This is a genomic window from Haladaptatus ordinarius, assembly GCF_054177595.1.
In genome coordinates, this window is record NZ_JBPEHH010000034.1 from 21,864 (window position 1) to 47,828 (window position 25,965).

Consider the following 25,965-nt stretch of genomic DNA (forward strand, 5'->3'; position numbering starts at 1 on the left):
CAACTTCGAGTGATGAACGTAGACGACTATGCCGAGGCGCTTGCCTCCGACCTCGGTGTCGACAAAGAGGAGGTCAAAGCAGACCTGCAGAACCTCGTCGAGTACAGCGTTCCGATAGACGAAGCCAAACAGAGCCTTCGACGGAAGTACGGCGGTACCAGCGGTCAGAGCGCAGAACCGTCGACCGTCGAGGTCGCCGACGTGACACCCGACATGGGCAACGTCACCGTCACCGCGAAGGTGCTCACGGTCGGTAAACGCTCGATTCGGTACCAGGGTAACGAACAGGTAATCTTCGAGGGTGAACTCGCCGACGAGACGGGGAAGATATCCTACACCGCATGGAACGATTTCAGTCTCGCACCGGGTCAGGTCATCACCGCCGGGAACGCGAACGTCCGCGAGTGGGAAGGTAACCCGGAGCTCAACCTCGGAGAGAGCACGAACGTGGCCCGCGAGGAGACCGACATCGACGTTCCGTACGAGGTCGGCGGTGATTCGACGCTCGCGGCGGTCGAACCCGGCGACAGAGGAGTCGCGCTCGAACTGACAGTTCTCGAAGTCGAGGAGAAGGTCATCGACGGACGAGACGGCGAGACGACCATCAAAAGCGGCGTTGTCGCCGACGAGTCGGCCCGCCTTCCGTTCACCGACTGGGAAACGCGTGCCGAACTGACCGAGGGAGCGACGATACGCGCCGAGAACGTCTACGTCCGCGAGTTTCGGGGCGTTCCATCCATCAACTTCTCGGAGTTCACGACCGTCGAACCCCTCGACAGAGACGTGGACGTCCAGGACACGGCGACCAAGATGACGGTGCGAGAGGCCGTCGAGACGGGCGGTGCTTTCGACGTGGAGGTGGTCGGCAACGTCGTCTCGGTTCGGGACGGGTCGGGACTCATCCAGCGCTGTCCCCAGTGTGGCCGCGTCATCCAGAAAGGCCAGTGTCGAAGCCACGGGCAGGTCGATGGAGAGGACGACCTGCGCGTGAAAGCCATCGTCGACGACGGAACCGGCACCGTCACCGCGATTCTCGACGACGAACTCACCGCAGCGGTGTACGGCGGTGGGCTCGACGAGGCTCGCCAGCAGGCACGCGACGCGATGGACCAGGAAGTCGTCGCCGACACGATTCGGGACACCGTCGTCGGCCGCGAGTTCCGGGTCCGGGGTAACCTCTCGGTGGACGACTACGGCGCGAATCTCGAAGCGACCGAGTTCACCGAAACTGACGAGGACCCGACGGACCGTGCGAAAGCCCTCCTCTCGGAGGTGGACGCATGAGTTCGCAGGGCGGCGTGGGTCGTCGCGAAGTCGCGTGGCGCATCTTCGCCGCGGAGTACGACGGCGCAGACCTCGAACACTCGGACAGCGACGAAGAGCGCGCACCGAACTACGTCGTCACGCCGACCGGCGCACGAATCAACCGCCTGTTCGTCGTGGGCGTGCTGACCGAAATCGAGCAGGTGGGCGACGACGTGCTCCGCGCCCGAATCGTCGACCCGACCGGCGGGTTCGTCGTCTACGCTGGACAGTATCAACCGGATGCGCTGGCGTTTCTCGAGCGTGCCGACCCGCCGATGTTCGTCGCGGTGACGGGGAAAGCACGGGCCTTCCAGCCGGAGGATTCGGACCTGGTGTACACCTCCATCCGTCCCGAGAGCATCAACGCGGTCGACGCCGAGACGCGCGACCGATGGACCGTACAGACCGCGAAACAGACCCTCTCTCGCGTGCGAACGTTCGCCCAGGCGCTCGACACCGGCGAGCGAGGCGACCGTCTCCAGCAGGTGCTCGAAGCGAACGACGTCGACACCGGACTCGCGGCGGGCATTCCTCTGGCGCTGGACCACTACCACACGAACACGCCGTACCTCGCCGCGGTTCGTGACGTTGCACTCGACGCGGCCCGTGTCGTCGCCGGTGAACGGGACGAAGTCGGGCCACTCGACGTGGAACCGGACGAAGCGGGCGAGGCGACCATCGACTACGAAAGAACGCTCGAAACCGCCGGAGTGGACCCGTCGGCTGTCGAGGGAGAATCACCCTCGACGTCTGTATCGAACGAGACGGCTTCGGACACCGAACCGGAAACGACGTCCGAAACCGAACAACCCGCATCCGAACCAGCAGCCGAAACCGCACCCGACTCCGGACCGGAGGCGACGACACCTCCCGCAGCGGCCCGCGAACCCGAGCGAGAAGGCGAGCCTGACGAAATCGAGGCGGAAGCGGCCGACGCAAGCGACGAACTGGGTGATTTCGACGCCGAAGCGTCCGGAGACGAACTCGGCGATTTCGACCCGGGAGCGTCGGACGCCGAGTCGACCGACGAACTCGACGATTTCGATGCGAACGAATCTGACGCCGGGGCGATTGACGAGGACGCGGGGGACTTCGACAGCGACCCGTCGGGTGAAGACGTAAGCGGTGAGATGTACGAGTTCGAAGAGGGCGAACGCGAGCGAATCGAAGAGGAGTTCGGCACCGAATTTTCGACCGGGTCGGAAGTCGATTCGGCGGGCGAAGTGGACATCGATACGCCCGAACCGGAATCGGGAACGGACGAGCCAGCCCCGGACCAGACGGCCAGCCCCGAATCGGAAACGACCCCTGCTACCGAGTCGGAAGTCGCCTCGGAACCAGCGCCAGCGTCCGAACCATCGTCGGAACCCGAATCCGAAAACGAGGACGAAGATGCTGGCAAGGGCGTTCCGGAGAACCTGGAGAACGCGGTGATGGAGAAGATGCAGGAGCTAAACGGCGGCGACGGTGTGGAGCGCGACCGCCTGTTGGCCGCGATGGTGGACTCTTACGACGTGACGCCAGAAGCGGTCGAGGACGCATTACAGGACGCGCTGATGGCCGGACGGTGTTACGAGTCCGGTGAGGACACCTTGAAGCCCATCTGATGGCACTGGTCGAACCGATTCCCGGCGAACCCGCCGCGACCGCGACCCTCGGGGACGAGCGAGCGCTGGTCGTGGCCGACTACCACGCCGGAATCGAGGACGCCCTCCGCTACGAGCAGGGAATCAACCTCGACAGTCGTGCCAGCGAGCGCCGCGAGCAGATTCACTCGCTGGTCGACCGCACCGACCCCGACCGCGTCGTCTTCCTGGGTGACCTGATGCAGTCTATCGCCGGACCGGGTGGCGCAGAGCGCGGCGAAATCGAAGTCTTGCTCGAAGCCATCGACGTCCCGGTGACGCTCGTGAAGGGCAATCACGACGGCGACATCGAATCGTGGGTCGAGTGCGACGTGACGTCGGGTGACGGTGTGCGACTGGGGGACGTGGGATTCGTCCACGGACACACGTGGCCCGCTCGGGAGGTGCTCTCGGCGGACGTAATCTGCGTCGGTCACGAACACCCCTGCGTCCGACTGGAGGATACGGTCGGCGGAAGTCGAATCGAGCGCGTCTGGTTACGCGGGGGACTGAACCCCGACCCGTTCGAGGAGCGGGCGGGCGAGGAGTTGGCCGTCGACGGCGAACTGGTCGTCTTTCCCGCGTTCAACGACCTCACAGGTGGAACGTGGGTGAACGTCGACCGCCAGGGGTTTCTCGCGCCCTTCTTACCCGAAGGACTCTCGGACGGAGAGGTGTACTTGCTCGATGGCGCTCGGTTGGGCCGGTACGAGAGGATTTGAAGGCGCTGTCGAAACCCGACTGATTAGCCACTATCTGTGGTGAAATATCCGTTAGGTGATTGTGCTTATCGACCACGCCCGGAAACAAATCCGCCGACTGTCAGTACAGTTCCACCGACCAGAAGAAGACCATTGACCTATTCTGGAGCAAGCCGAAAGCTCTCGAAAACGTAGCCGAGAAGGGACAACTGGATACCCAAAAGCATCTCTTTGATTCCGCCAAGTGAGAGTTCCATTGCGATAGTATAGACCAGTCTCGTAAGTACACGCCGGTCGATGGTTCGTCTGAACGAAGTGAAGGAGTCGGTTGGGGAGACTCGTGGCTTGGCGGTGCGGTTGCTGTGCCGGGTGGGGCTGAAAGGGGCCGCGAGCTGGACGAAACACGACCCCGTAAGCACCGCAAAGCGAGCGACCATCGGAAGCAAGCCGAGGAGCAGAGTGGGGCGCGCGAGTCCAGCACGTGGGGGTTTTCGAGGACAACTCCGCCGCGGAAACTCGGTTCCCTCGTAGAGAAAATGATACGCTCGTATTCAAGTCCAAATTTCCATCCGAATTCCCGTCCACCCGCGAGGGCAACGGACTTAATTCGCTCGAACCCCTATCCGGAAATCACGATGCAGAACAGGCAGGCCGCGAATTCTGCGGCCTTCGCGCGACTCGGCAGCGAGGTTCGGTCGGCGCTCTCGGAACGAGGGTTCAAGACGCCCACCGAACCGCAAAAGCGCGCGATTCCACCGCTCGCGGAGGGAAATCACGGACTCGTCATCGCGCCGACGGGGACTGGCAAGACCGAGACGGCGATGCTGCCCGTCTTCGATTCGATAGCGCAGGCAGAGCCCCGATTCGGATTCTCCGCACTCTACATCACCCCCCTCCGAACCCTGAACCGCGATATGCGCCAGCGACTGGAGTGGTGGGGCCAGACGCTCGACGTTCGAATCGACGTTCGCCACGGGGACACGACGGATTACCAGCGCCAGAAACAGGCGAACGACCCGCCGGACGTGCTGGTGACGACCCCCGAGACCCTGCAAGCGATGCTCACCGGGTCGAAGTTGCGGACCGCGCTGGAGGACGTACGCCACGTCGTCGTAGACGAGGTCCACGAACTCGCCAGCGCGAAACGCGGGGCGCAGTTGACCATCGGACTGGAACGCCTGCAGGAACTCGCTGGCGAATTCCAGCGAATCGGCCTCTCGGCGACGGTCGGCGACCCCGAGGAAGTCGGGAAATTCCTCACAGGAAATCGGGGCTGTGAGATAATCGAGGTGGACGTAGGGAGCAAGGTCGATTTTCGCGTCCACGAACCCGACATCGGAGACGACGACGAACGACTGGCGAGGAAGCTGATGACGAATCCGGACATCGCCAGCCACGTGCGAGCGATTCGGGACATCGTAGACGATCACGATTCGACGCTCATCTTCGTCAACACGCGCCAGACCGCAGAAGCACTGGGGTCGCGCTTTCTCGAACTCGGCACGAACATCGGCGTCCATCACGGCAGTCTCTCGAAGGAAGCCCGAATCGACGTGGAAGACCGATTCAAGGCGGGCGAACTCGATGCCCTGCTCTGTACCTCCTCGATGGAACTGGGCATCGACGTGGGGCGAATCGACCACGTCGTGCAGTACCAGAGCCCCCGAGAGGTCGCGCGCCTGCTCCAGCGCGTGGGCCGCGCGGGCCACCGGATGGACGAGGTGTCGGAGGGAACCATCGTCACCTCGCATCCCGACGACGCGCTGGAGGCGATGGCTATCGCCCGGCGTGCGACCGAGGGCGACGTCGAACCGGCACATATCCACCACGCGAGTCTCGACACGGTGGCGAACCAGATAGTCGGCCTGGTCATGGACTTCGGCGAAATCGACGCCCGGCGAGCGTACGAAATCGTCACTCGCGCATATCCCTTCCGCGACCTCGGAGAAGAGGAGTTCAAGGGTGTCGTTCGGGAACTCAAAGGGAATCGATTGGTCTGGCTGGACGAGGAGGAAGACCGAATCGAGAAATCGAGCAAGACGTGGCAGTACTTCTACGCCAATCTCTCGATGATTCCCGACGAGGAGACCTACACCGTCTACGACGTGGCGAGTGGGTCGCAGGTCGGGTCGCTGGACGAGCGATTCGTCGTTAACTTCGCGGAACCCGGCGAGGTGTTCATCCAGCGTGGCGAGATGTGGCGCATCGCGGAGATAGACGACGAGGAGAGTCGCGTCAACGTCTCTCCCATCGAAGACCCCGGCGGCGAGGTTCCCTCGTGGGTCGGCGAGGAGATTCCGGTCCCGTTCGAGGTCGCTCAGGAGGTCGGCGAGATGCGCGCCGTCGCCGGACCGCAGTTCAAACGCGGGGCACCCCGCGAGGGCGTGGCCCGCGAGTTCACGAGCCGCTATCCGACAGACCAGCACACCGCCGAGTCGGCGCTCGAACAGGTCGACCGACAGGCCGAAGTCGAGACCCCGATTCCGACGAGCGACCGAATCGTCGTGGAGTCTGCCCCCCAGAAGATAGTCGTCAACGCCTGCTTCGGCCACAAGGTGAACGAGACGCTCGGACGGATGCTCTCGTCGCTCGTCGGCCAGCGTACGGGGTCATCGGTCGGCATGGAGGTCGACCCCTACCGAATCGAACTGGACGTTCCGGCGAACGTCGACGGCCGAACGGTCATCGAGGTGCTGGAGACGACTGACCCCGAACACGTCGGCCCACTCATCGAACTCTCGCTGAAACGCTCGGATACGCTCAAATTCACGCTGGCGCAGGTAGCCGCCAAGTTCGGCGCGCTCAATCGCTGGGAGGGCCGAGGGCAGGTGTCGATGGGGCGATTGCTGGGCGCGCTGGAGGACACGCCGATGTACGACGAAGCGGTCCGAGAGGTGTTTCACGACGACCTCGCTGTCGAGCAAGCAGAAGCCGTTCTACACCGGATTCGGTCGGGCGACGTCGACGTCGTCTCGACCGGTGGACGAACGCCGGTCGGAAGCGGAGGCCGCTCCTCGGGGCGGGAACTGCTCGCTCCCGAGAACGCAGACGCCAGCGTCATCCAGACGGTCAGAGAGCGAATCGAGAACGACCGGACCATCCTGTTTTGTCTACACTGTCAGGACTGGAAGCGGAAGACGAAGGTAAAACGCGTCGCCGACCAACCCACCTGTCCCGAGTGCGGTTCGACGCGCATCGCCGCCCTCAACCCGTGGGCCGACGAGGTGGTGAAAGCGGTCAAGGCGAACGAGCGAGACGACGAACAGGAGAAGATGACCGAACGCGCGTACAAGGCCGCGAACCTCGTCCAGAGCCACGGGAAACGGGCGGTCGTCGCGCTGGCGGCACGCGGCGTCGGCCCGCAGAACGCCGCCCGAATCATCGCCAAACTCCGAGAGGACGAAGATGACTTCTACCGCGACATCCTCGCCCGCGAACGAGAGTACGCCCGGACGCAGGCGTTCTGGGACTAAGCCCGGTCGGCAGTGTGCTTTCGGCTGGCGAACGACTCACGACTCTGACCGTCTTCCACCCGGGGAACAGGAGGAAGACGACGACATCGACCAGCACGAGGTCGATAGTCGGCAGGCCGGGATAGCCCGGAGCGGAGAGCGAGCTCGCGGGAAGTCGTCTGGAAAAGACGGGTCGATTACACGCTGATGATACACACCGTTCCGGTACGGGATAATCCTTTACCCTGCCTGGAGTGTACGTCAGAACAGGTGAAGAGGATTAGCTGGGATACGATTCACGAGCGACTGCCGACACAGCGGTCGCTCTCGCTCTCGCTCCGGGTACTCGTGACAGTCGTCCTGTTCTTGTTCGCGATACGACTGCTGCGGTCTTCGACCGACGCGCTCGCACCCCTTCTCTCACGGATTCTTCGACAGGTGGTCGTCGGCGACTGGTCGGCACTCGGCATCAGTTGGCTCGCCTCGTACGTGCTGGCGAACGGCACCATCGTCGCAGCGCTCGCGCTCTCGCTGTTCGATTCTGACCTCATCGCTCCGTCGCAGTTGTTCTTGATGATAGTCGGCTCTCGACTCGGCGCTGCTGCAATCGTCGTCCTCATCGGGGCGTTCGACTACGCTCACGACGAAATCGACTCGCTCCGGGAGTCGGTGAGCCTGGGACTACTCACGTTCCTCCTCACACATACGATATACCTCCCGGTGTTAGTGCTGGGATACGTCGCGATTCCGTGGGTTCTCCCGTCGGTGCTGGAACGAACCGGCGTTCGACCGGAGACGGAGATTCCGGACGCGTTCTCGACGGTCGCCGAGCGAACGATCGAGTCGGTCGGAGCCGAGGTGGCGTTCGTAGCGGCAATCGGCGCGATTTTCCTGAGCATGCGACTGTTCGACAGCATCCTGAAACAGGTCGATATACAACGACTCCGAGGGCGGTATCTCTCCCGCCTGAACAACAAATGGATATCGTTCGGTCTCGGGCTCCTCGTCACCGGCCTCACGACGAGCGTCGCGTTCTCGCTCGGTGTGGTCGTACCGCTCTACAACCGAGGACACGTCAAACGAAACGAAATTATCCCGTACGTCCTGGGTGCGAACATCGGAACGCTGGTGGATACGCTCGTCGTGGCCGTCGCCCTCGGTACGACCGTCGGCGTGATGACGGTCGTCCTGCTGTTGGCCCTCGGACTGCTCGTGACGATGTTGGCGTTGCTACTGTATCTGCCGTACACCCGGTTCGTCGACGGCGTGCAGAACGAAATCGTCGGGACCGTCGCCTACTTCGTCGGGTTTCTCGTCTCGTTGCTGCTCGTCCCGCTGTTGCTCGTCGTCCTCCGGTGAGTGCTCTGGGACGACGGTCGGTCGCCACGACGATGTCTGTCCGATAGCTCCGTTCGACGCTCGTTTGCGCTCGTGGACTGACAATCGTTAAGCCACCCCGTGCGAGAAAATCACTATGACGCTTCTCCTGACGGGGTACGAACCGTTCGGCGACTACGACGAAAATCCCAGCGAACGGGTGGCACGCGAACTCGACGGCGAGCAAATCGCGGGACAAGACGTCTCGGGCCACGTCCTCCCGGTGGAGTTCGAGCGAACCGCAACCGAGATGCAGTCGCTCGTAGAATCCCACGACCCCGTCGCTATCGTCGCCACCGGCCTCGCGGCGGGACGGGCGGGAATCAGCGTCGAGCGAGTCGGTATCAACGTCGACGACTGCGGGAGCACCCCGGATAACGCGGGTGCAGAACCACGAAACGAGCGCATCCTCGCCGACGCTGACGCCGGCTACTTCGCCACGCTTCCCATCGGCGCGGTCGTCGAGACCCTGCTCGAAGACGGGATTCCCGCTCACGTCTCGAACACCGCCGGAACGCACCTCTGTAACAACGTCCTCTACTCGACGCGGGCGTATCTGGAACGCGATAATCGTGAAATTCCGATGGGGTTTGTCCACCTCCCCTGCACGCCCGCGCAGGCCGCCCGGCAGGCGCACGAGGGAGACGGAACCAGCGGTGGGTCTGTGAACCCCGGTGTGCCACTCTCGATGCAGGTCGAGGCGATTCGACGGACGTTCGAGGTGACTCTCTGAACGACTACTCGGCTTCGAAGGCCACGCTCGTCATCGTCCGCTCGACGGGCGGCGCGTTCTGAATCTTCTCGGCGACGACGTGCGGGAGGTCGTCCGGGTCGTCCAGGTCGAGTTGTGCGATGACGTCGTACTCTCCCGTGATGACGTGGGCCGACGACACCTCCTCGATTTCGGCGACTTCACGCGCGGCGTGCATCACGGACGTCGGTTCGGCGCGGATGTGAACGAATGCGTCCGTCATGCTATCGTCTACCACAGTAAGGCTGGTAGCTCTTTCGGGCGAAACGCTTCGAGAGAGATAGTCGAAGATAGAAGACTTATTCCGCTTTGTTACAACTTCCGGCCATGAACCCGGCGAGCGTCCTCCGAGCAGACGCCGTGGACGGACGCTCTCTCACGGAAGAAATTCGAATTCGCGGACGAAAGGCGCTCTCCCGTCGGGTCGGTATCGACACGCGAGCACTGGCCGCCCTCCGCATCTCGCTCGGCTTGCTGATACTCGCCGACCTCTTCGTTCGGTCGCGCGACCTAGTCGCCCACTACACCGACACAAGAGTTCTGCCGCGAACAGCACTCTACGAACAGTTCCCTGGTATCGCTCGACTCTCGTTTCACACCGTCTCCGGAACGGCGGGGGGACAGGCCGTCCTGTTTCTCGTCGCGGGTGGCTTTGCGCTGGCGCTCCTTTTCGGGTACCGGACGAGGCTCGTGACGCTCCTCTCGTTGGTGTTCCTGGTGTCGCTCCAGACCCGCAACCCAATCCTCCTGAACGCCGGCGATTCCGTCCTCCGACGACTCCTGTTCTGGAGTCTCTTCTTACCGCTCGGTGAACGCTGGTCGGTCGATTCCCTCCGTGCAGAGCGTCCACGGGGACGGGTGGCGAGCGTGGCGTCCGCCGCGCTGTTGCTCCAAGTGGTGCTCGTCTACACCATGAACGGCGCGTTGAAACTTCGAGGCGACCTCTGGGTCAGCGGTGACGCGATAGCGTACGTGTTCAGTCTCGACCAGCTCACCGTGTTGCTGGGAGGCGTGTTGGCCCAGTACCTGACCCTGCTCGGACTCTTCGACAGAGTCTGTCTCGTGTTGGTCATCTCCTCGGTCCTGTTGGTGCTCCTGACGGGGTGGTCGCGGGCCGCCTTTGCCTCGCTGTTCGTCGGGATGCATCCCGGAATGTTCCTGACCATGCGCCTCGGACTATTTCCGCTCGTCTCGATGGCTTCGCTGCTACCGTTCTTTCCCGGTGTGGTCTGGGAGCGAGTTGAGTGACACCACTCGTCCATCGAAGGAAGGTTCGACACTGGACGAGTGGGCGAGGGATTCGCCCGACTTGCTCCGGAACGCTCCCGGTTCGACGTTCCGCCGTCGGTTCACCAGTGGAAGCGTCGGCTCGCGTCCGTCGTCGTCGCCGTCTTCCTGACGTTCATCCTCGTCTGGAACGCTGCCGCGCTCGGCTACGCCGACCTGCCCGACAGCGTGGATTCGACCGTCGACCCCGGTGAACGGCGGTGGGACATGTTCGCCCCGGAACCACGGGGAACCGACGGCTGGTACGTCGTTCCCGGACGACTCGAATCGGGCGAGCAGACAGACGCCCTCCAGCGGTCGCCGGTGCGGTGGAGTAAACCCCCGGACGTTTCCGAGACGTTCCCCAGCCATCGGTGGCTGGTGTATCTGCTCGACCTCCAACGAGGTGAGAACGCTGACCTTCGCTCTCACTTCGCGGACTACCTGTGCCATCGCTGGAGCACGACCCACGAGGACGACCTGGTCTACGTCACTGTGTACTACGTCGAGCAGCCCACGCGACTCGACGGCCCCGAACCGACCCACAGGGTCGCACTCGTCCGACATTCGTGTTCTGCTGGCTGAGGCGTGCCGACGATTGCGTCCGTAACTTGACGGTCGATAGCGAAGCCGAGGTGAGAGAAGAGCCGTCGGCCACCGGGCGACCGACAGTCTCCAGCAATCGTCTTTGCCTTTCAGCAGGGCTGTCTACATCGTCGGGCGGACGAACTCCAGTGCCACGTCGAAGTGACGCTTCTCGATGACGATTTCGTCCGCTCGCCCGTTCGCCTCGTCCGGCCCCCACTCCTCGGCCGTCTCGCGGATGGCCCGCATCGAGGCGTTTCGAACGAGCGCTTCTAAATCTGCGCCGGTGTAGCCTTCCAGTTCTTCGGCGAGGGCGTCGAGGTCGACGTCGTCGGCCAGCGGTTTGTCGCTGGCGTGGACGGCGAGAATCTTCCGCCGGCCTGCCTCGTCCGGGGCCGGAATCTCGACGTGCGATTCGATTCGGCCGGGGCGCAAGAGCGCGGGGTCGAGGGCGTCCCGGCGATTCGTCGCCGCGAGGACGACGAGGTTCGGATTCTCCGTGAGACCGTCGAGTTCGGTCAACAGTTGCGAGACGACGCGCTCGGTCACCTCGTGTGACTCGCCGCGCTGGGACGCGATAGCGTCGATTTCGTCGAAGAACACGATGGCGGGCGAAGCCTGTCTGGCTCGTTCGAACACCTCTCGGACCGCCTTCTCGCTCTCGCCGACGTATCTATCCAGTAGTTCTGGCCCGGCGACGTGGACGAAGTTCACGTCGCTCTGGCCCGCTAGGGCGCGGGCCAGCAGCGTTTTGCCGGTGCCGGGCGGCCCGTAGAGCAACACGCCGCTCGGTGGTTCGGTGTTCGTCGCCTCGAAGAGGTTGCTGTAGGAGAGCGGCCACTCGACCGCTTCGATGAGCGTCTGTTTCGCTTCCTCCAGACCGCCGACGTCCTCGAAGGAAATCTCGGGCGCTTCCGCGACGAACTCGCGCATCGCGGAGGGTTCGACACTCGACATGGCGGTGTTGAAGTCCTCGCGGGTGACCTCAACCGAGAGGAGTGCGTCGTCGTCGGCCCCCGAGTCCCGCGCCCGACGGAGCGCGGCCATCGCTGCCTCAGTGACGAGCGCGTGGAGGTCCGCGCCCACGAAGCCGTGCGTGGTCGCGGCGAGGCGGTCGACGGCGATGTCGTCTGCGAGGGGCATCCCGCGCGTGTGGACCTCGAGAATTTCGCGTCGGCCACCCTCGTCCGGTGCGCCGATTTCGATTTCGCGGTCGAACCTGCCACCCCGGCGGAGCGCCGGGTCGATGGCGTCCACCCGGTTCGTCGCGCCGATGACGACGACCTCGCCGCGCGATTCGAGACCGTCCATCAACGAGAGCATCTGGGCGACGAGTCGGTTCTCCATGTCGCTTTCGTCGTCGCGTTTGCCGCCGAGACTGTCCACCTCGTCGAAGAAGATGATGGCGGGTGCGTTCTTCTCCGCCTCGGTGAAGATTTCGCGGAGACGCTCCTCGCTTTCGCCCTTGTACTTGCTCATCACCTCGGGCCCCGAGACGGAGATGAAGTGGGCGTTCACCTCGTTGGCTACGGCCTTGGCGATGAGGGTTTTCCCGGTGCCGGGCGGGCCGTAGAGCAAAACACCCTTCGGCGGGTCGATTCCCAGTCTGCGGAACAGTTCGGGATTCGAGAGGGGCAGTTCGACCATCTCCCGAACTCGCCTGAGTTCCTCGTCCAGTCCGCCGATATCTTCGTACGCCGCGCCGGTCACCTCGGTCAGTGTCGAGTCCCCGTCGTTCGATTTCGTGGGTGTTATCGAGTCCACGAGATTCGACAGAGACACCTGCACGTCGGTGTCAGTCGTGACTCGAACGGTTCCGTCCGGGTTGGTCTTCGAGACGACGAACAGACCAGCGTCGCCCAATCGCTCGATTCGGGCGCGCTCTCCCTCGCTCACGGGACGGTCCAGGAGTTCTCGCTTCGTGGCGGCTTCGAGGGTGTCCACGTCGTCCAGCGAGAAGTTCGCTTTCGGAACGACCGTGATGGATTTCGCGTCCGAAATGGAAATGGGTCGCACTGACACCCCGTCACCGATTCGAACGCCGGCGTTCGCCCGCGTCTCGGCGTCGATCTGGATGGTGTTCTCGGGGACCGTGCTCGCGGCGGGCCACACTTTCACCACCGTCGTCCGGTCGCCCTCGACGACGACGGTATCGCCGCTGAGCACCCCGAGACGCTGACGGGCCGCGTCGGCGATGCGAGCGATTCCCCGCCCGCCGTCGCGTTTTTCCGCGCCCCGGACGGTGAGCGTGACCGACGATTCGTTCGTCATGTCGCTTACTCGACCCCCGATAGCCTTCAGCGTTTCCCGGGGGGTAATGCCTTAGTGCGATGCAGACTTCTGCTCAATTATGGTGGCGATAACCGAGCGCGACGACATGACGTGGTACCGGTGTGAACAGTGTGGTCTAATGTTCGACGACAAAGAGGACGCGAAACAGCACGAAGCCAACTGCGACGCGGAAGACCCCTCGTACATCCAGTGAGCCAACTTTCGACTGCTCGCGTCTCCTCGTGCAAGCACAGCGTTGAAACGGATGGGGGGCGTCCGGTCGATATGGGAACTCGTACGACGATTGGCTGGTCGTTGTTCACCTCAGGTATCGTCACGCTCCTGTTGAAGTGGCTCCCCTACGATTCGCTCTACTGGGGAATCGGACTGCTCGTGCTGGGCGTCGTGGTGATGTCGCGGCGACTCGTGTAGGCTCACTCGCGTTCGGGTCCGGGGGATGGCCGTCCTCTCGAGAAATGTCGTTCTATCGCCAACTTCGCGCCGACGAACGAGGCGACGACGGTCAGGCCGAACCAGACGGAACCCCAGAAGACGATGGATTCGAACATAGATTCGGTCCGGAGGATGAGATAATAATCATTTCGGTCATTTCGACCGTTCGAATCCCGCGAGTTGCCGGTTTTCGGGACGTGCCCTTTCGTCCAGATATCGGAGACGCTCGCCACGACCCGGCAGTGCTCGGAGAGGAACTGGCGTGGCCGAAGAGCGAGTGACGCTGGACTCGTACCTTACAGGAGCGAGACGAGGTCGATAGATACTTTCGTAACGAAACAGTCGATGGAAAGCTATTTCAGCGCTTGTCACCCACGAACCGTACGAATGTCCCCGGAACGAACGGAGTTCTACCTCGTCGCCATCGTCGCCCTCCTCGCGGCCGTCACAGCCCTGCTCGCTGGCGTCGTCTCCCTCGGTACGCCAGCGATGGCGAGTTCGGCCCTCGTCTTCGTCGTGTTCGCGGTCGGCGGGGTCGTCGCGTACGACGTCAACCGACGCTCAGCCTAACCCCGCCCGCTCGCGGTGTTCTCGGGCCAACTCCTCCGCGTGGTCCCGCGACTGGCACGCTTCCCAGCGCACTTGCTCGGCATCGCTGTAGGTGAGGTGGGTCTTCAGTTCGTCGCGCAGGACACCGGAGCCGATCTCCTGAATCTCGCCGTCGGAACCGAGTTCGTACACGCCCCAGCGTTCCGGCGCGCGTCCGACCGTCCCCCTGTCGAGCGACTGCCAGCGTTTCGAGAGGGGCATTATTCGTCGGCGTCGCTCTCCGCTGACTCGGCGGCGTCCTCGTTCACGAACTCGAACGAGCGTTCGCCCATCTCGTCCTCTTCGAAGACGAACACCCGGCCACGGGCGATTTCGGGGTCGGCTTCCACCTCGACGGCGTACCCCTCCGAGCGCACCGTCACGCCGGGGAACAGTTCTTCTTCCTCGCCCGGTTCGACGAAGATTCGACCGACCCCGCTCGACTCGAGAATCTCGTCGTGGGTGTTGCGGTCGTTGACGTAGGTCATCACACCTTCCGTCTCGGTCGGGTCGGTGACGAGCACCTGCACGAGCTTCCCGGGGTGAGTTCGGAGAGTCCCTTGCACCTTCTTCGGTATCCCGTGGTAGAACACCTCTCGCCCGTCCGTGTACTCGACGACGATACCGTCTTCGGTGAGTTCGACGCCGAGTGTGTCCGGGGAGACGTCGTTTCGGACGCTCATATCGACCGATTGGCCGGGGAGGGGCAAAAGAGCCGCGTTCCGCGCCACACGCACCACACCAGTCTTCCCCTCCTACTCAGGAGTACGTTGACAGCAATATTTCGGAGAGAACTGGAAGATGTTCAATTTCTACTCGGTACGGACCTATCCGGATTCGAAATCGCCCACAGGAATGAAATAACTGGAACCTCTCGTTTCGGACGATGGAAACCCCCCTCATAGCGACGCGACTGGTCGCCGGATTACTGTTGATATTAACGAATGGCTACTTCGTCGCTATCGAATTCGCGCTGACGCGAGCCCGGCAGTTCTCCGAGAAAGAGTTTGTCGGCGACGGCCACCCCGCACTGGAGCGAGCGTGGGAGATGACTCAGAACCTCGAACTGTATCTCACAACCTGTCAGGTCGGAATCACCGCTTCGAGTATTGCAGTCGGGATCGTCGCCGAACCGGCACTGGCGGCCATCTTCGAACCACTGTTCGCGGGCTCCGGACTCGCAGGCATCGGTGCTGGCGCAGTCATCGCATTCCTAATCATCAACCTCGTCCACCTGACGCACGGCGAACAGACGCCGACCTACCTCGGCGTCGAGCGGTCGCGGATGGTCTGTCGCTACGGTGCGAGGCCGCTGTACTGGTTTCACTACGCAATCAAGCCGCTCATCAAACTCGGAGATTGGGTCGCAAAGTGGACGCTCAAACTGTTCGGCATCGAGATGACGGGTGCGTGGCTCGAAACTGAAGAGGACGCCATCGAATCGCGCGCCGACCTACACAAGGAACTCGGGTCGGTTCTCGAACGCGGCGACCTCCCCGAGGAGCGCCACGACGAAGTGATGAACGCGCTCAAAATCGGTGAAACACCGATTCGGAGCATCATGGTTCCGACCGAGGACATCATGGCGGTTTCGACGGAAGACTCCCTCGAAGAGAATCTAGAGCGCGTTCGAAACCATCCCCACACTCGCTTCCCCCTCATCGGGGAGTCGTTGGACGACTACCGAGGAAACGTCTACATGCCCGCGCTGTACCGCGAACACGACGCGCTCGAAGCGGGTGAACTGACGCTCGAAGATGTCTCACACCCGCCGATGACGATTGCGGCCAACACCACCATCAGCGACGCGCTCGATCTGTTGCAGATCGAAAATCAGGAACTCGCGCTGGTGATGGAAGACGGCGAGGTCGTCGGCCTCGTCACCGCGACGGACGCGCTCGAAGAGGTCATCGGCGACCTCCGCGACCCGACCGACGACCGGCCCGAATCGACTGCACAGTCCTGACGGGCACGAACTGCCACCACCGCCACGCTGAAGACGGCCCCTTGCCAACGCGAGAGCATGCACGGACGTGCGAGCGCCCCCGCCGCCGGGACGGTGCTCAACGCACTCGCCACGGGCACCGGGTCGGCGTTCGCCATCGACGTCGACACGACCGCCACAGTCGAACTGGACGGTTCCGGCGAGATACGCGGCGAAATCGCGGATGCGCCGACGGCCGACACCCGACTCGTCGAGCGATGTGTGGAACTCGTCCTCGAAACGCAGGACGTCGACCACGGCGCGACGGTTCGCACCGAGAGCGAGGTACCGATGGCCTCCGGGCTGAAGAGTTCGAGCGCCGCCGCGAACGCGACGGTGCTGGCGACCCTCGCTGCGCTCGGTGTCGAAATGCCCCGAGAGGACGCCTGTCGACTCGGCGTGCGAGCCGCACGCGACGTCGGCGTCACCGTGACGGGAGCTTTCGACGACGCCAGCGCCAGCATGCTCGGCGGCGTGACCGTCACCGACAACGAACGAGACGAACTGCTCGCCCGTGAGGAGGTCGAGTGGGACGTGCTCGTCTGGACACCACCGGAACAGGCGTTCTCGGCGGACGCGGACGTCTCGCGCTGTCGTCGAATCGCTCCCGTGGCCGAACTCGTGGCCGAACTCGCGCTCGACGGCGCGTACGGACGAGCGATGACGGTCAACGGATTCGCGTTCTGCGGTGCACTCGGATTTTCCACCGACCCACTGCTCGACGCCCTCCCGGACGTTCGGGGCGTGACGCTGTCGGGGACCGGCCCGAGTTTCGTCGCCGTCGGGGAGCGAGCAGATTTAAAAGGAGCGCGGGAGAGATGGGAGGCACGGGAGGGCACGACGTGGCTAACGACGACCCAGACAGACGGAACCCGAACGATATGACGCTCGCTGAGCTCCGCGAAGAGATAGAGTCCATCGACCGCGAGATAGTGGAACTCATCGCCCGCCGAACTTACGTTGCCGAGACGGTGGCGCAGGTGAAGGAAGCCGAGGACATCCCGACGACCGACGAGTCACAGGAACAGCGCGTGATGGACAGGGCGGGGGAAAACGCCGAACAGTTCGACGTCGACTCGAACCTGGTGAAGGCTGTCTTTCGCTTGTTGATAGAACTGAACAAGGTGGAGCAAAGGAGCAAGCGGTAGGGGAATTCTGGTCTATAAGGCCTTGTATCGATGGTTGGGGCCCGAACTCTTCTCCCGGTAGCTACTCTATTTTTCGTTGCTCGGTAATCCGGGCTCCACCGAGTGAACTCGATGAGTACGTACGAGTGATGTGCCGCGCCTCGTTGAGGCCGATACCGAGGAGTATCCCACCGACGAGGGCGAGCGCGATGGTGTGGACCGATGGCGGAACTGTTCCCGATACGGCGACTCCGACGATGGCACCGACGGTGAAGCCGGCCTGAACCAGGACGACTGCCCCGGCGATTCGGAGACGGTGTGGGGCGTACAGGCCTCCGACCGCGATCGTTTCGAAAGCCGTGTGGCCGGCGATGACGACCGCACCGAGCAGTCCCACAGCTGCGCCGGAGCTGTAGAGCCCTCCGAGCACGATCCCTTCGAGCAGGCGGTGCGTAGAGACGGCACCGAGTGAGAGATTCGCGTGAGAGCGGTGGTCCCGCCGATCGGACGTGCGACTGTTCACGGCCAACCGTACGGAGAGTAACCCGACGATTCCACTCCCAATACCGAGTGAGAGACTCCTCGAGATCGCGGTTCCCGAGAACGTGATTCCGAGGATGACGAGCAAGAGCCCGAGGCTGACACCTGACGGGTGGGTTCCCTCGGTCCTGTGCGTCTCGTTTCTGCCCCGAACGATGACGACGCCCCCGACCAGGCCTGCGACGATTGGTAAGCCGAGTACGACCGCGAATGTGACGGGAGCGCCACCGTGTCCAGCCGTTCCGTGCGCGTGCGCCGGTGTAACTCCAACGACGAGGGCAACGAACCAGACCGTGAGACGAACGAGGAGTCGCTTCACATCGTAGTGTCGGTCCCCCGATCGTTGACAGCACCGAGGCGCCGGTCCATCACCGGCTGTCGCGGATGGTGATCGCGGCTCTATGTGGGTAGTCATTTCCGTGGATTCCAAATCATCTCTGTCAGTACGTCGGTCCCTACCTCGATTCGGCAGTTCGTCTGTGGCCTCGCAATACAGCACAGCAGGTAGCCCGCCTCCACGTGTCGTGGCTTCAACGCCCGCGGTGGGCGTCCGTACGAGATGCGCCCCTCGATCAGTCGTCCGACGCAGGTCCCACATGCGCCTGTCCGACACCCGAACGGCAGGCCGATCTCTGCGGCGTCAACCGCTTCCAAGACTGTCATTCCCTCGGTCGCTTGCACTGTCGCCTCCCGCCCGTCCTGCCACACCACGGTGAGTTCGTGAGGCGAGGACATCGCCCTACTGCCAGACGTCGCTCGTGCAGTCACCGTCGGGCCACCGGATCTCGTGGGCGCGAGCCGGGCCTTCGGGGAGTTCGCCGAAGTCGACGAGGAAGTCCTCGTCGAGCGTCAGCGTCCCCTTCCGGGGATCGACGTCCGCCTTCAGCATCACCGAACCTTTCTCCTGTTCCTCGGGGAAGAACTGGTTGTCCCACGTCGAGTACAGCGAGGTCGTCCAGTAGAGACGCTCGCCGTCCAGCGAGAGCTGGAGCATCTGCGGTCCGGCCACGAGTTCGCGGTCCTGGACCTTCCGGATGTCACCGAAGTACCCGCCGATGGAGAGCGAGTCAACCTTCCGTGGCGTCTTGGGATCGGAGATGTCGTACATCCAGACCTCGCCGTGGAGCCAATTGCTCCCGAAGAGGTACCTATCGTCCATCGAGATCAGGATGTCGACCGGGAGCGCCGGGACGGGCATATCCCAGGCCTCGTGCTCGCCTGGCTCGAAGTCGATGACCTTCTCAGCACGGTACTCGCCGTCGTCTTCCCAGAAGTGGAAGACATTCGACGAGAGCGCGGCGTTGACGTAGCCGTGGACGGACTCTGGGCTGTGCAGGAAGCGGGTCTCCAGGGGGACCAGCCCCTCTTCGCCCAGGTCGATGGTTTGCTCGACAGTCCGCTCCGACCAGTTCCAGACGTGCAGCCGGTGGCCGTACTTGCCGGCCTCGACGTCGTCCATGTCGAACCCCGCTTGGTAGGTGCGCGGGGCCGCCCACTCAGAGGAGACCATCACGTCGTGGCGCGGCTGGTACCAGAAGTCGTAGTTGAAATCGATTTCGCCGGGCGGGTCCCACCGTCCCTCGATTTGGAAGTTGTCGTTCAGCTCTAAGAACCCACCGGGGAGGTCGCCGTCCGCGTTCCCAGTCATACTGATGAGGATCTTGCCGTCAGGGACGCAGTGGACGGTGTGCGGCCCGGAGAGGTCGTACTCGTGGACCTCCTCTGGGTTGACGACCGTCGTGAGCTCCGGATGTCGCCTGTTCGTCGTGTCCACGACGTGGATTCGTCCCGAACGGTTGCCCGGCACGACCAAATGGCGCCGTTCCAACCCCTCGACGTGACACGACGACGAGCAGGCGTTCCACCCGAAATGGTGGAGCTCGTCGCCCCTGGTCGGCATTTCAACTCGGTCGACGATCTCTTGGTAGGTGTCCGAGTCCGGTTTGAGATCGACTACTGCGATGAAATCCGGTGCATCGACGTCGCTGCCGGTATACAGCCCGATTACGTAGGCAACCGTCTCGGGCGTCGATTCTTCGATGGCGGCCTGGGGCGTCGCGTAGCCTGGCCCGTCCATTCCATGGTCGTGGTGTTGGTGATCAGTTGCCATGGCCTATTTCCTCCGCAAGTAACAATCCCGCCGGGAACCCGATATACACTCGCGCTGGGAGTCCTACACGGTGTGGGAAATGCACAGGGCGTGAGCCTCGCTTCGAAGGCAGGTCGATCGACGAGCTCGCCAATTTCATTTGCGATGGCACTCGACGGGGGCCACCCTCTCATCGAAGAACGACTCTCCCATCGCAGACGATTAGGGACCAAAGGACCGTAGACCGGGAGACGGTACGGTGCCACCATCTAGACGCCGCAACTGAATACGGAAAAGTCCGAATGGATGGTTTCACAACAAAGACAACACGGCTCAGCCGGTCGGTTTGAGCACGCGCCACATGACACTGGGACGAAGCAGTGAGGTTGGTGGCCGCTCCATCACGACCGTCTGGTAGAAGGCATGCCGCAACTCGCCGTCGGTGTGTGCCTTCCGGGTCAGTCGGGACAGATACCGGTTGAAGAGATCGGTGCCCCGAGGTTTTGGGCCGGTGGTTTGGGCGAATCCAAAGTCGGCACCGACCGCCATTGTCCACGCGATGTCGATCACCGCTTCGGCGCGATCGAAAAAGCGCAGGGCAACCTCCTCGCGGCCTCCCGTAGCCAGCGTGTGGTGAAGCACCACGGCCTCGAGCGCGGCAACCGACATCCCCTGAGCGTAGATCGGATTGAAGCTGGCGATCGCATCGCCGATGACGATCAGGCCGTCGGGAAATCTATCGAGATCCTCGTATCGATACCGGCGGTTGGACGGGATTGGATAGTGCTCGATGTCCTCGGAAGCCCGCGGATGATCGTCGAGCAGCCGCTTCAGCTCGGGAGTCGGGAGGCTCGCTGCGAATTCCACGTAGCCATCGATAGTCCTTGGGGGATGGTCGCCGTGCATACCGTGGATGTTCACTAGCCAGCGATCGCCTTCGACCGGGAATGCTGCGCCACCGCGGGTACGGGGCGGCGAGACTGGCACGTACAAAACACGGCGGTCGTTGGGAGGCCGCTCGATGAGGGTGCTGCTGTAGACCAAGTCAATATTTACCTCATCGAGGACGGGCGGCGTGTAACCGTGGTTCTCCAACCACTTCGGCGTCCGACTCGTCCGACCGGTGGCATCGACGACCAGATCGGCACGAATCTCTTCCTGATTGGTATCCCTTCCTCGAACGACGACACCGTCTACGGTCGTAGCTGTGTCGTTGAGCAAATAGTCACTGAACTGGCACCCCGAGCGGATACGGACTCCGTCGAGATCGGCGACGCGCCGCCGTACGATCAGTTCGATCAGCGACCGACTGGCAAAGTACATCAGTTGCCGTGTTGGACCGTCGGCGACGAAATCACCCTCGTCGAAGTATTTGAAGTCGCTCGCTCCATCGACGAGTAGTCCACCAGCCGAAACGAGGTTCTCACCGTATCCCGGAAACAGATCTTCTAGCGTCGCCCGTCCTGCCTCCAACAGTACGTGTGGCTGGCGGGCTTGCGGTACCCCGTCACGTGGCTCCGGCGTATCGGGCATCGGGTCCCGGTCGATGACGGTGACCCTTTGGAATCCATCATGTAGGACGCGGGCCGCGAATAGGCCGGCCATGCTTGCGCCGACTACTACCGCATGACTACCGATAGCAGCGTGCTGGTCGCTGTCGTACCGTGGAACGGTTGCTAAGGTCATATCGGATGAATCCGCCGACCTATTCCCCGACATGCGGTCTTCCTAGGTGAGGAACGTGCGCAGGAGAGTCCCCGTCCCCAAGTTGGCGGACCGACCTGTGGATTTGGTCGTTCGTTTCCGTGGCCATAGCTCCGTTTCAGGGTTTCCACTAGGGAACCACATCTGGACGAGCGCCGTGTTCGCTTCTTCTGCCGGGTTACAATTCGGTGTCGCATGGGTTTCCCGTTACGAGTGACCCACCCACACGCGGTATAGATTCGCGCCGGGAATCTCACACCCCGTGAGCGACGCTCATGCCGTGAACACGGCTGGGTCGAGCCGCTCTCCATCGTCGCGGAGGTCGTCGATGGTGGACTCGGCCCACGAGCGGACCGCCTCGTCGTCGGTCTCGATCACCGCGAGCGGTGCGCCCTGACCACCCGACAGGCACAGGAGCACCACGTCGTCGACGATGAACACGGTGGACGGGATGTCGCCGTTATACACGTAGACCTCGGAATGGCCGGTTTCGATCATTTCTCGTGCCTGTTCGATCATCTGCGGGTCGGTTCCGAAGCTCTCGAGCGCTCCATTATCGAGCACGCCTTCGAGTTCGAGGCCGTCATCGACGATTCCCCGCCAGCACTCGTCCATGACGCCTGGAAGCACAGAATATGTAATGAGTCGGACGCGGTCGGCAGCTCGGATGCGTTTCGAGATGTGGGCCGTTGGAGCGAGGGCGTTACGTTTCGTCGATCGAATAATCTTCGAGCCAACGAGACTCCTTAGGTCGAAACCGAACCCCTCATCTGGGAACCACTGCGCCACCTCATTGAGTGCAGGAACCGGCTCAAACAGCTCCAAGACGTTCATTATTTCCCGCGAGACGTATGTGCCGAGTTGGGTCGTCTGGTACTGTCGGTCTTCCTCACGGACCCATCCTCGCTCCTCGAAATCCTCGAGGATACGACCGAGGGTGGCTCGCGTTACGCCAATCGAGTCCTCCAATTCGTATCGTCCTATCGGGCCCCGGGTCAGCGCGTCGAGAACGTTTACCCTGTTCGGCGACCGCGCGAGAAATTCGATTTCCTCCAGCGGAGTTCCCGGTGCGCCATAGGAGGGCATGGTGTATGCTACCAAGTTCGAGACGTTCCGATTTAGACTTTCGCATCTTCGGGTTTGCAGCCGAGACCCGCGTCGAACGCATCCAGCTCGCGAACGTCATAATGAATCCGAGAGCGTGCTATACCCTAACAGTACAGTTATGCAATCATCGACCGTTGTGATTTTCATGTTCACTCCGCTCGAGGACATCCGCTTTCTAGCGGACTCGGAGAACCGATTCACTGCGCTCGAAGCCCTCGCGGCAGGCCCCCAAACGAGGTCGGAATTACGGAGCGCAACCGAGGCCTCTAAAGCCACGATCAGTCGCCTCCTCGGCGATTTTGAGAGTCGGGGCTGGGTAGCGAGGGATGGGAATCGATACGCGTTGACCCCGCTCGGAGAATACGTCTCGAGTTCGTTCGTCAACCTCTACGACCACATGACGACCGCCAGCGATCTGCGAGAGCTACTCCCGTGGTTTCCGCTGGAGGAGCTGGACTTCGGGTTAGACCTCGAGGTCTTGACCGGGGCCAGGATCACCGCGGCGACTCCCGACAACCCGATGGCGCCAGTGGCCCGTGTGCTGGATATCGAGCGTGAGTCGACCTCGACGAACACACTTGCAGATCGGCTTCCCGAGCCGTGCATCAAAGCGAGACACGAGGCAGTGGTCGGCGGTACGCAGACGTGCGAGCTAGTGACTACGCCAGAGGTGATCGAGTCGGTGATGACGTCTTCCTATGCCGATAAGTTCGAGGAGATCGTCGCCGCCGACCGCTCCACAGTATTCGCATACGACGGTGACGTCGAGCCTGGTGGCATCTACGACGGGACGGCCTACCTGATTGTCGCCGACGATCGGGACGTCAATGTCGGCGTGATCGAATCCGACGATCCCGACTTCGTCGATCGGCTCTCTGAGACGTTCGAGGAGTACCGGGAGGGGGCGATCCGACTCACCGAGTCGGCGTTGGAGAACGACCAAGAATCCGTTTGGGCGGAGCCGTAGCAGCGGCGGCCCCGAGGTGACGGACTCGTGACGGGGGACCCGAGCCCCAGGGGGACATTTGTCCGGGTAACCAGACTGCCCGAGACAGCCTTACGAACAGGCCTGTCTCTGTCCGCGTCGAAGTACGGACGCAGGGCGGAGTACGTGTTGCACGGTGTGAAACGGTTCCATCAGATGCCTATACCGTTGTCACGAACGAAGTCGCTCCACGGGAACAGAACCTGACCAGCCGACAACACCAACTACGACGAATCATGGCACTCGACCAAGAACGATTGCACCAACACGTACAGACAGCCCTGACCGACTTCGGAGCGACGGCGCACGCACCGCTGGTCGTCATTGGCGACGAACTCGGGCTGTACGAGACCCTCGCCGATACGGGGCCGCTCACGTCCGTCGGACTGGCCGAGGAGACCGACACCGCCGAACGGTACGTCCGCGAGTGGCTGCGCTCCCAGGCCGCCGGCGGGTACGTCACCTACGACCCCGAGACTGACCGCTACAGCCTCACTCCCGAACAGGCCGCTTTGCTGGCCGACGAGAACAGCCCGGCGTTCATGGTCGGTAACTTTCGGGTCGCTCTGTCGGCGGCCAAGATCGAATCACAGCTCGCAGAGGCGTTTCGAACGGGCGAGGGTGTGGGCTGGCACGAACACGACGCGGACCTGTTTCACGCCATCGAGTACTCTTGGCGCCCACAGTACGCGGCGAACCTCGTCGACAACTGGATTCCCGCGCTCGACGGCGTGGACGCAACGCTCGAAACCGGCGGACACGTCGCTGACGTGGGGTGTGGCCACGGCGCCTCGACCGTCTTGATGGCCGAGGCATACCCCGAGTCGACGTTCGTCGGCATCGACAACCACGAACCGTCGATCGCGGAGGCCCGGAAACGAGCCGAGGAAGCCGGCGTCGCCGACCGCGTGAGCTTCGAGGTGGCGACGGCCAAGTCGTACAACGGTTCGAGGTACGACTTCGTGGCCACATTCGACGCCTTCCACGACATGGGCGATCCCGTAGGCGCGGCGGCGCACGTCCGTGATACGCTCACTAACGACGGCACGTGGATGATCGTCGAGCTGTTCGCCAACGACAGCGTGGAGGACAACCTCAATCCGATGGGCCGGGCGGCCTACTCGATCTCGACGCTGATCTGCACGCCGGGTGCACTTGACCAGGAGGCCGAGCGTGTACTGGGTGCGCAGGCCGGCGAGGCGGGTATCCGGGACGCCGTGACCGACGGTGGCTTTACACGGTTCCGCCGGGCGGCTGAGACGCCACTGAATCTCGTGTTCGAAGTTAAACCGTAGACCGCGAAGAACGGATGAATGGTTACCAGCGCAGGCGGGACGAAGCATCCGTTCGCCGCGAAGCGCTTGACCACTTGATAGGGCCGTGAGAAAGTATCCACCGAGATCTGCTCAATCTATTACTAACGGTGTTACCTACGCATGGCCCGATGAGACATGAATTGAAATGAAATCGAAACCGGATTACACGGACAGAATCGACCTCGAAAGCCAACGATGCCTCCTCGGCTCAAACTTGACCCACCGGTTGTGGGGACGGGCGTGGCCGTCATGACGCTAGGAACCGTTCCTCCGTACGATTCCGACCGGATTGCCGAGAGAAGGGGCCACGCCGTGGTCGTCGGAGCAAGCATGGCGGGGCTCCTAGCAACCCGGGTCTTACGTGACCGATTCGAGACGGTCACCCTCATCGAAAAAGATCCGCTCCCCGACGAGGCAGTTCCCCGCCCGGGCATCCCGCAGGGCCATCATATTCACGCGATGCAGAAAGCCGGACAGGCCACGCTGGAGGATCTCTTCCCCGGCTACAGCGAAAACGTGACCGAAGCTGGAGGACTGTTGCTCGATTTTACAAGTGACATCGAGATATACCAGAAGGGGGGTATCCTTGCAAAGGGACCCACCTGCATCCCCCAATACAATCGCTAGTTGTCCACTCTGGCTCAAGAGACCAGTTGCTGACACGTAGTAGTCAGAATGAGGCGACTGAATCAGTCGCCTGATTCAGCCGCTGTCCGGATTGGTGCGTAATGAGGCTACC

The 25,965-nt window shown here is 62.6% G+C and carries 27 protein-coding genes; 17 read left to right on the forward strand and 10 right to left on the reverse strand.

Annotated features, from left to right (window positions below):
* The first annotated feature begins 12 nt into the window (after positions 1-12).
* From ACR3FF_RS13885 to ACR3FF_RS13910, 6 genes are all read left to right on the forward strand, one after another.
* Positions 13-1,284, forward strand: a complete 1,272-nt coding sequence (locus ACR3FF_RS13885; protein ID WP_458188674.1) for a Single-stranded DNA binding protein — start codon at positions 13-15, stop codon at positions 1,282-1,284.
* Positions 1,281-2,912 carry an RPA family protein gene (locus ACR3FF_RS13890; protein WP_458188675.1) on the forward strand — a complete coding sequence of 544 codons (1,632 nt, stop codon included), beginning with the start codon at positions 1,281-1,283 and terminating at the stop codon, positions 2,910-2,912. Before ACR3FF_RS13885 ends, ACR3FF_RS13890 begins: the two co-directional genes overlap by 4 nt.
* Positions 2,912-3,652 carry a metallophosphoesterase gene (locus ACR3FF_RS13895; RefSeq protein ID WP_458188676.1) on the forward strand — a complete coding sequence of 247 codons (741 nt, stop codon included), beginning with the start codon at positions 2,912-2,914 and terminating at the stop codon, positions 3,650-3,652. Before ACR3FF_RS13890 ends, ACR3FF_RS13895 begins: the two co-directional genes overlap by 1 nt.
* A gap of 614 nt (positions 3,653-4,266) precedes the next feature.
* Positions 4,267-7,104 carry a DEAD/DEAH box helicase gene (locus ACR3FF_RS13900; RefSeq protein WP_458188677.1) on the forward strand — a complete coding sequence of 946 codons (2,838 nt, stop codon included), beginning with the start codon at positions 4,267-4,269 and terminating at the stop codon, positions 7,102-7,104.
* Positions 7,105-7,353: 249 nt separating this feature from the next.
* Positions 7,354-8,442: a sodium:phosphate symporter gene (locus ACR3FF_RS13905; RefSeq protein WP_458188678.1), complete on the forward strand. Its 1,089-nt coding sequence runs from the start codon at positions 7,354-7,356 to the stop codon at positions 8,440-8,442.
* 115 nt (positions 8,443-8,557) lie between these two features.
* Complete coding sequence (locus ACR3FF_RS13910) at positions 8,558-9,193, forward strand: pyroglutamyl-peptidase I (protein ID WP_458188679.1); 636 nt, start codon at positions 8,558-8,560, stop codon at positions 9,191-9,193.
* A 4-nt stretch (positions 9,194-9,197) separates the two neighbouring features.
* On the opposite strand, the gene ACR3FF_RS13915 is transcribed toward ACR3FF_RS13910, so the two are convergent.
* Positions 9,198-9,449, reverse strand: a complete 252-nt coding sequence (locus ACR3FF_RS13915; RefSeq protein ID WP_458188681.1) for an Lrp/AsnC family transcriptional regulator — start codon at positions 9,447-9,449, stop codon at positions 9,198-9,200.
* An 89-nt stretch (positions 9,450-9,538) separates the two neighbouring features.
* Here ACR3FF_RS13915 and ACR3FF_RS13920 point away from each other — a divergent pair, with 89 nt between their 5' ends.
* Together ACR3FF_RS13920 and ACR3FF_RS13925 are read left to right on the forward strand one after the other, a co-directional pair.
* A complete protein-coding gene (locus ACR3FF_RS13920; protein ID WP_458188682.1) occupies positions 9,539-10,459 on the forward strand; it encodes an HTTM domain-containing protein in 921 nt (306 codons plus the stop codon).
* A 39-nt stretch (positions 10,460-10,498) separates the two neighbouring features.
* Positions 10,499-11,062, forward strand: coding sequence for a hypothetical protein (locus tag ACR3FF_RS13925; protein ID WP_458188683.1), 564 nt, complete (start codon positions 10,499-10,501; stop codon positions 11,060-11,062).
* Positions 11,063-11,185: 123 nt separating this feature from the next.
* Here the strand turns inward: ACR3FF_RS13925 and ACR3FF_RS13930 are convergent, their stop codons facing one another.
* Complete coding sequence (locus ACR3FF_RS13930) at positions 11,186-13,333, reverse strand: CDC48 family AAA ATPase (protein ID WP_458188684.1); 2,148 nt, start codon at positions 13,331-13,333, stop codon at positions 11,186-11,188.
* 79 nt (positions 13,334-13,412) lie between these two features.
* Here ACR3FF_RS13930 and ACR3FF_RS13935 point away from each other — a divergent pair, with 79 nt between their 5' ends.
* Positions 13,413-13,547: a DUF7128 family protein gene (locus ACR3FF_RS13935; RefSeq protein WP_458188685.1), complete on the forward strand. Its 135-nt coding sequence runs from the start codon at positions 13,413-13,415 to the stop codon at positions 13,545-13,547.
* 71 nt (positions 13,548-13,618) lie between these two features.
* Positions 13,619-13,765, forward strand: a complete 147-nt coding sequence (locus tag ACR3FF_RS13940; protein WP_458188686.1) for a hypothetical protein — start codon at positions 13,619-13,621, stop codon at positions 13,763-13,765.
* 2 nt (positions 13,766-13,767) lie between these two features.
* On the opposite strand, the gene ACR3FF_RS13945 is transcribed toward ACR3FF_RS13940, so the two are convergent.
* On the reverse strand, positions 13,768-13,902 hold the full coding sequence (locus tag ACR3FF_RS13945; RefSeq protein WP_458188687.1) for a hypothetical protein: 135 nt from the start codon (positions 13,900-13,902) through the stop codon (positions 13,768-13,770).
* Between the two features lie 271 nt (positions 13,903-14,173).
* On the opposite strand from ACR3FF_RS13945, the gene ACR3FF_RS13950 reads away from it, so the two are divergent.
* On the forward strand, positions 14,174-14,356 hold the full coding sequence (locus ACR3FF_RS13950; RefSeq protein ID WP_458188688.1) for a hypothetical protein: 183 nt from the start codon (positions 14,174-14,176) through the stop codon (positions 14,354-14,356).
* Here the strand turns inward: ACR3FF_RS13950 and ACR3FF_RS13955 are convergent.
* Both ACR3FF_RS13955 and ACR3FF_RS13960 read right to left on the reverse strand, forming a co-directional pair.
* On the reverse strand, positions 14,348-14,596 hold the full coding sequence (locus ACR3FF_RS13955) for a DUF7508 domain-containing protein (RefSeq protein ID WP_458188689.1): 249 nt from the start codon (positions 14,594-14,596) through the stop codon (positions 14,348-14,350). The two genes, ACR3FF_RS13950 and ACR3FF_RS13955, sit on opposite strands and share 9 nt — an antisense overlap.
* Positions 14,596-15,057 carry a DUF5796 family protein gene (locus ACR3FF_RS13960; RefSeq protein WP_458188690.1) on the reverse strand — a complete coding sequence of 154 codons (462 nt, stop codon included), beginning with the start codon at positions 15,055-15,057 and terminating at the stop codon, positions 14,596-14,598. Before ACR3FF_RS13960 ends, ACR3FF_RS13955 begins: the two co-directional genes overlap by 1 nt.
* Before the next feature lie 203 nt (positions 15,058-15,260).
* Between ACR3FF_RS13960 and ACR3FF_RS13965 the strand changes: the two genes are divergently transcribed.
* The 3 genes from ACR3FF_RS13965 to ACR3FF_RS13975 are packed head-to-tail and all read left to right on the forward strand — an operon-like array spanning position 15,261 to position 17,506.
* Positions 15,261-16,340: a hemolysin family protein gene (locus ACR3FF_RS13965; RefSeq protein ID WP_458188691.1), complete on the forward strand. Its 1,080-nt coding sequence runs from the start codon at positions 15,261-15,263 to the stop codon at positions 16,338-16,340.
* Between the two features lie 57 nt (positions 16,341-16,397).
* Positions 16,398-17,243, forward strand: a complete 846-nt coding sequence (locus ACR3FF_RS13970; RefSeq protein ID WP_458188692.1) for a shikimate kinase — start codon at positions 16,398-16,400, stop codon at positions 17,241-17,243.
* Entirely contained in the window at positions 17,240-17,506 is a 267-nt protein-coding gene (locus ACR3FF_RS13975; RefSeq protein ID WP_458188693.1) for a chorismate mutase, read from the forward strand. The genes ACR3FF_RS13970 and ACR3FF_RS13975 overlap by 4 nt, the downstream gene beginning before the upstream one ends.
* A gap of 61 nt (positions 17,507-17,567) precedes the next feature.
* Here the strand turns inward: ACR3FF_RS13975 and ACR3FF_RS13980 are convergent, their stop codons facing one another.
* From ACR3FF_RS13980 to ACR3FF_RS14000, 5 genes are all read right to left on the reverse strand, one after another.
* Positions 17,568-18,344, reverse strand: a complete 777-nt coding sequence (locus tag ACR3FF_RS13980) for a hypothetical protein (RefSeq protein WP_458188694.1) — start codon at positions 18,342-18,344, stop codon at positions 17,568-17,570.
* 92 nt (positions 18,345-18,436) lie between these two features.
* Entirely contained in the window at positions 18,437-18,760 is a 324-nt protein-coding gene (locus tag ACR3FF_RS13985) for a 2Fe-2S iron-sulfur cluster-binding protein (protein WP_458188695.1), read from the reverse strand.
* 4 nt (positions 18,761-18,764) lie between these two features.
* A complete protein-coding gene (locus tag ACR3FF_RS13990) occupies positions 18,765-20,135 on the reverse strand; it encodes a selenium-binding protein SBP56-related protein (protein ID WP_458188696.1) in 1,371 nt (456 codons plus the stop codon).
* 312 nt (positions 20,136-20,447) lie between these two features.
* Positions 20,448-21,800: an FAD-dependent oxidoreductase gene (locus ACR3FF_RS13995; RefSeq protein WP_458188697.1), complete on the reverse strand. Its 1,353-nt coding sequence runs from the start codon at positions 21,798-21,800 to the stop codon at positions 20,448-20,450.
* A 291-nt stretch (positions 21,801-22,091) separates the two neighbouring features.
* A complete protein-coding gene (locus ACR3FF_RS14000) occupies positions 22,092-22,919 on the reverse strand; it encodes a helix-turn-helix transcriptional regulator (RefSeq protein ID WP_458188698.1) in 828 nt (275 codons plus the stop codon).
* 151 nt (positions 22,920-23,070) lie between these two features.
* Between ACR3FF_RS14000 and ACR3FF_RS14005 the strand changes: the two genes are divergently transcribed.
* The 3 genes from ACR3FF_RS14005 to ACR3FF_RS14015 all read left to right on the forward strand — a co-directional run bounded on the left by ACR3FF_RS14005 (position 23,071) and on the right by ACR3FF_RS14015 (position 25,853).
* Positions 23,071-23,892, forward strand: a complete 822-nt coding sequence (locus ACR3FF_RS14005; RefSeq protein ID WP_458188699.1) for a helix-turn-helix transcriptional regulator — start codon at positions 23,071-23,073, stop codon at positions 23,890-23,892.
* Positions 23,893-24,146: 254 nt separating this feature from the next.
* Positions 24,147-25,205 carry a class I SAM-dependent methyltransferase gene (locus ACR3FF_RS14010; RefSeq protein ID WP_458188700.1) on the forward strand — a complete coding sequence of 353 codons (1,059 nt, stop codon included), beginning with the start codon at positions 24,147-24,149 and terminating at the stop codon, positions 25,203-25,205.
* 351 nt (positions 25,206-25,556) lie between these two features.
* The gene (locus ACR3FF_RS14015) at positions 25,557-25,853 is read left to right on the forward strand and encodes a hypothetical protein (protein WP_458188701.1); all 297 of its coding nucleotides are present in this window, start codon (positions 25,557-25,559) and stop codon (positions 25,851-25,853) included.
* Positions 25,854-25,965 lie beyond the last annotated feature (112 nt).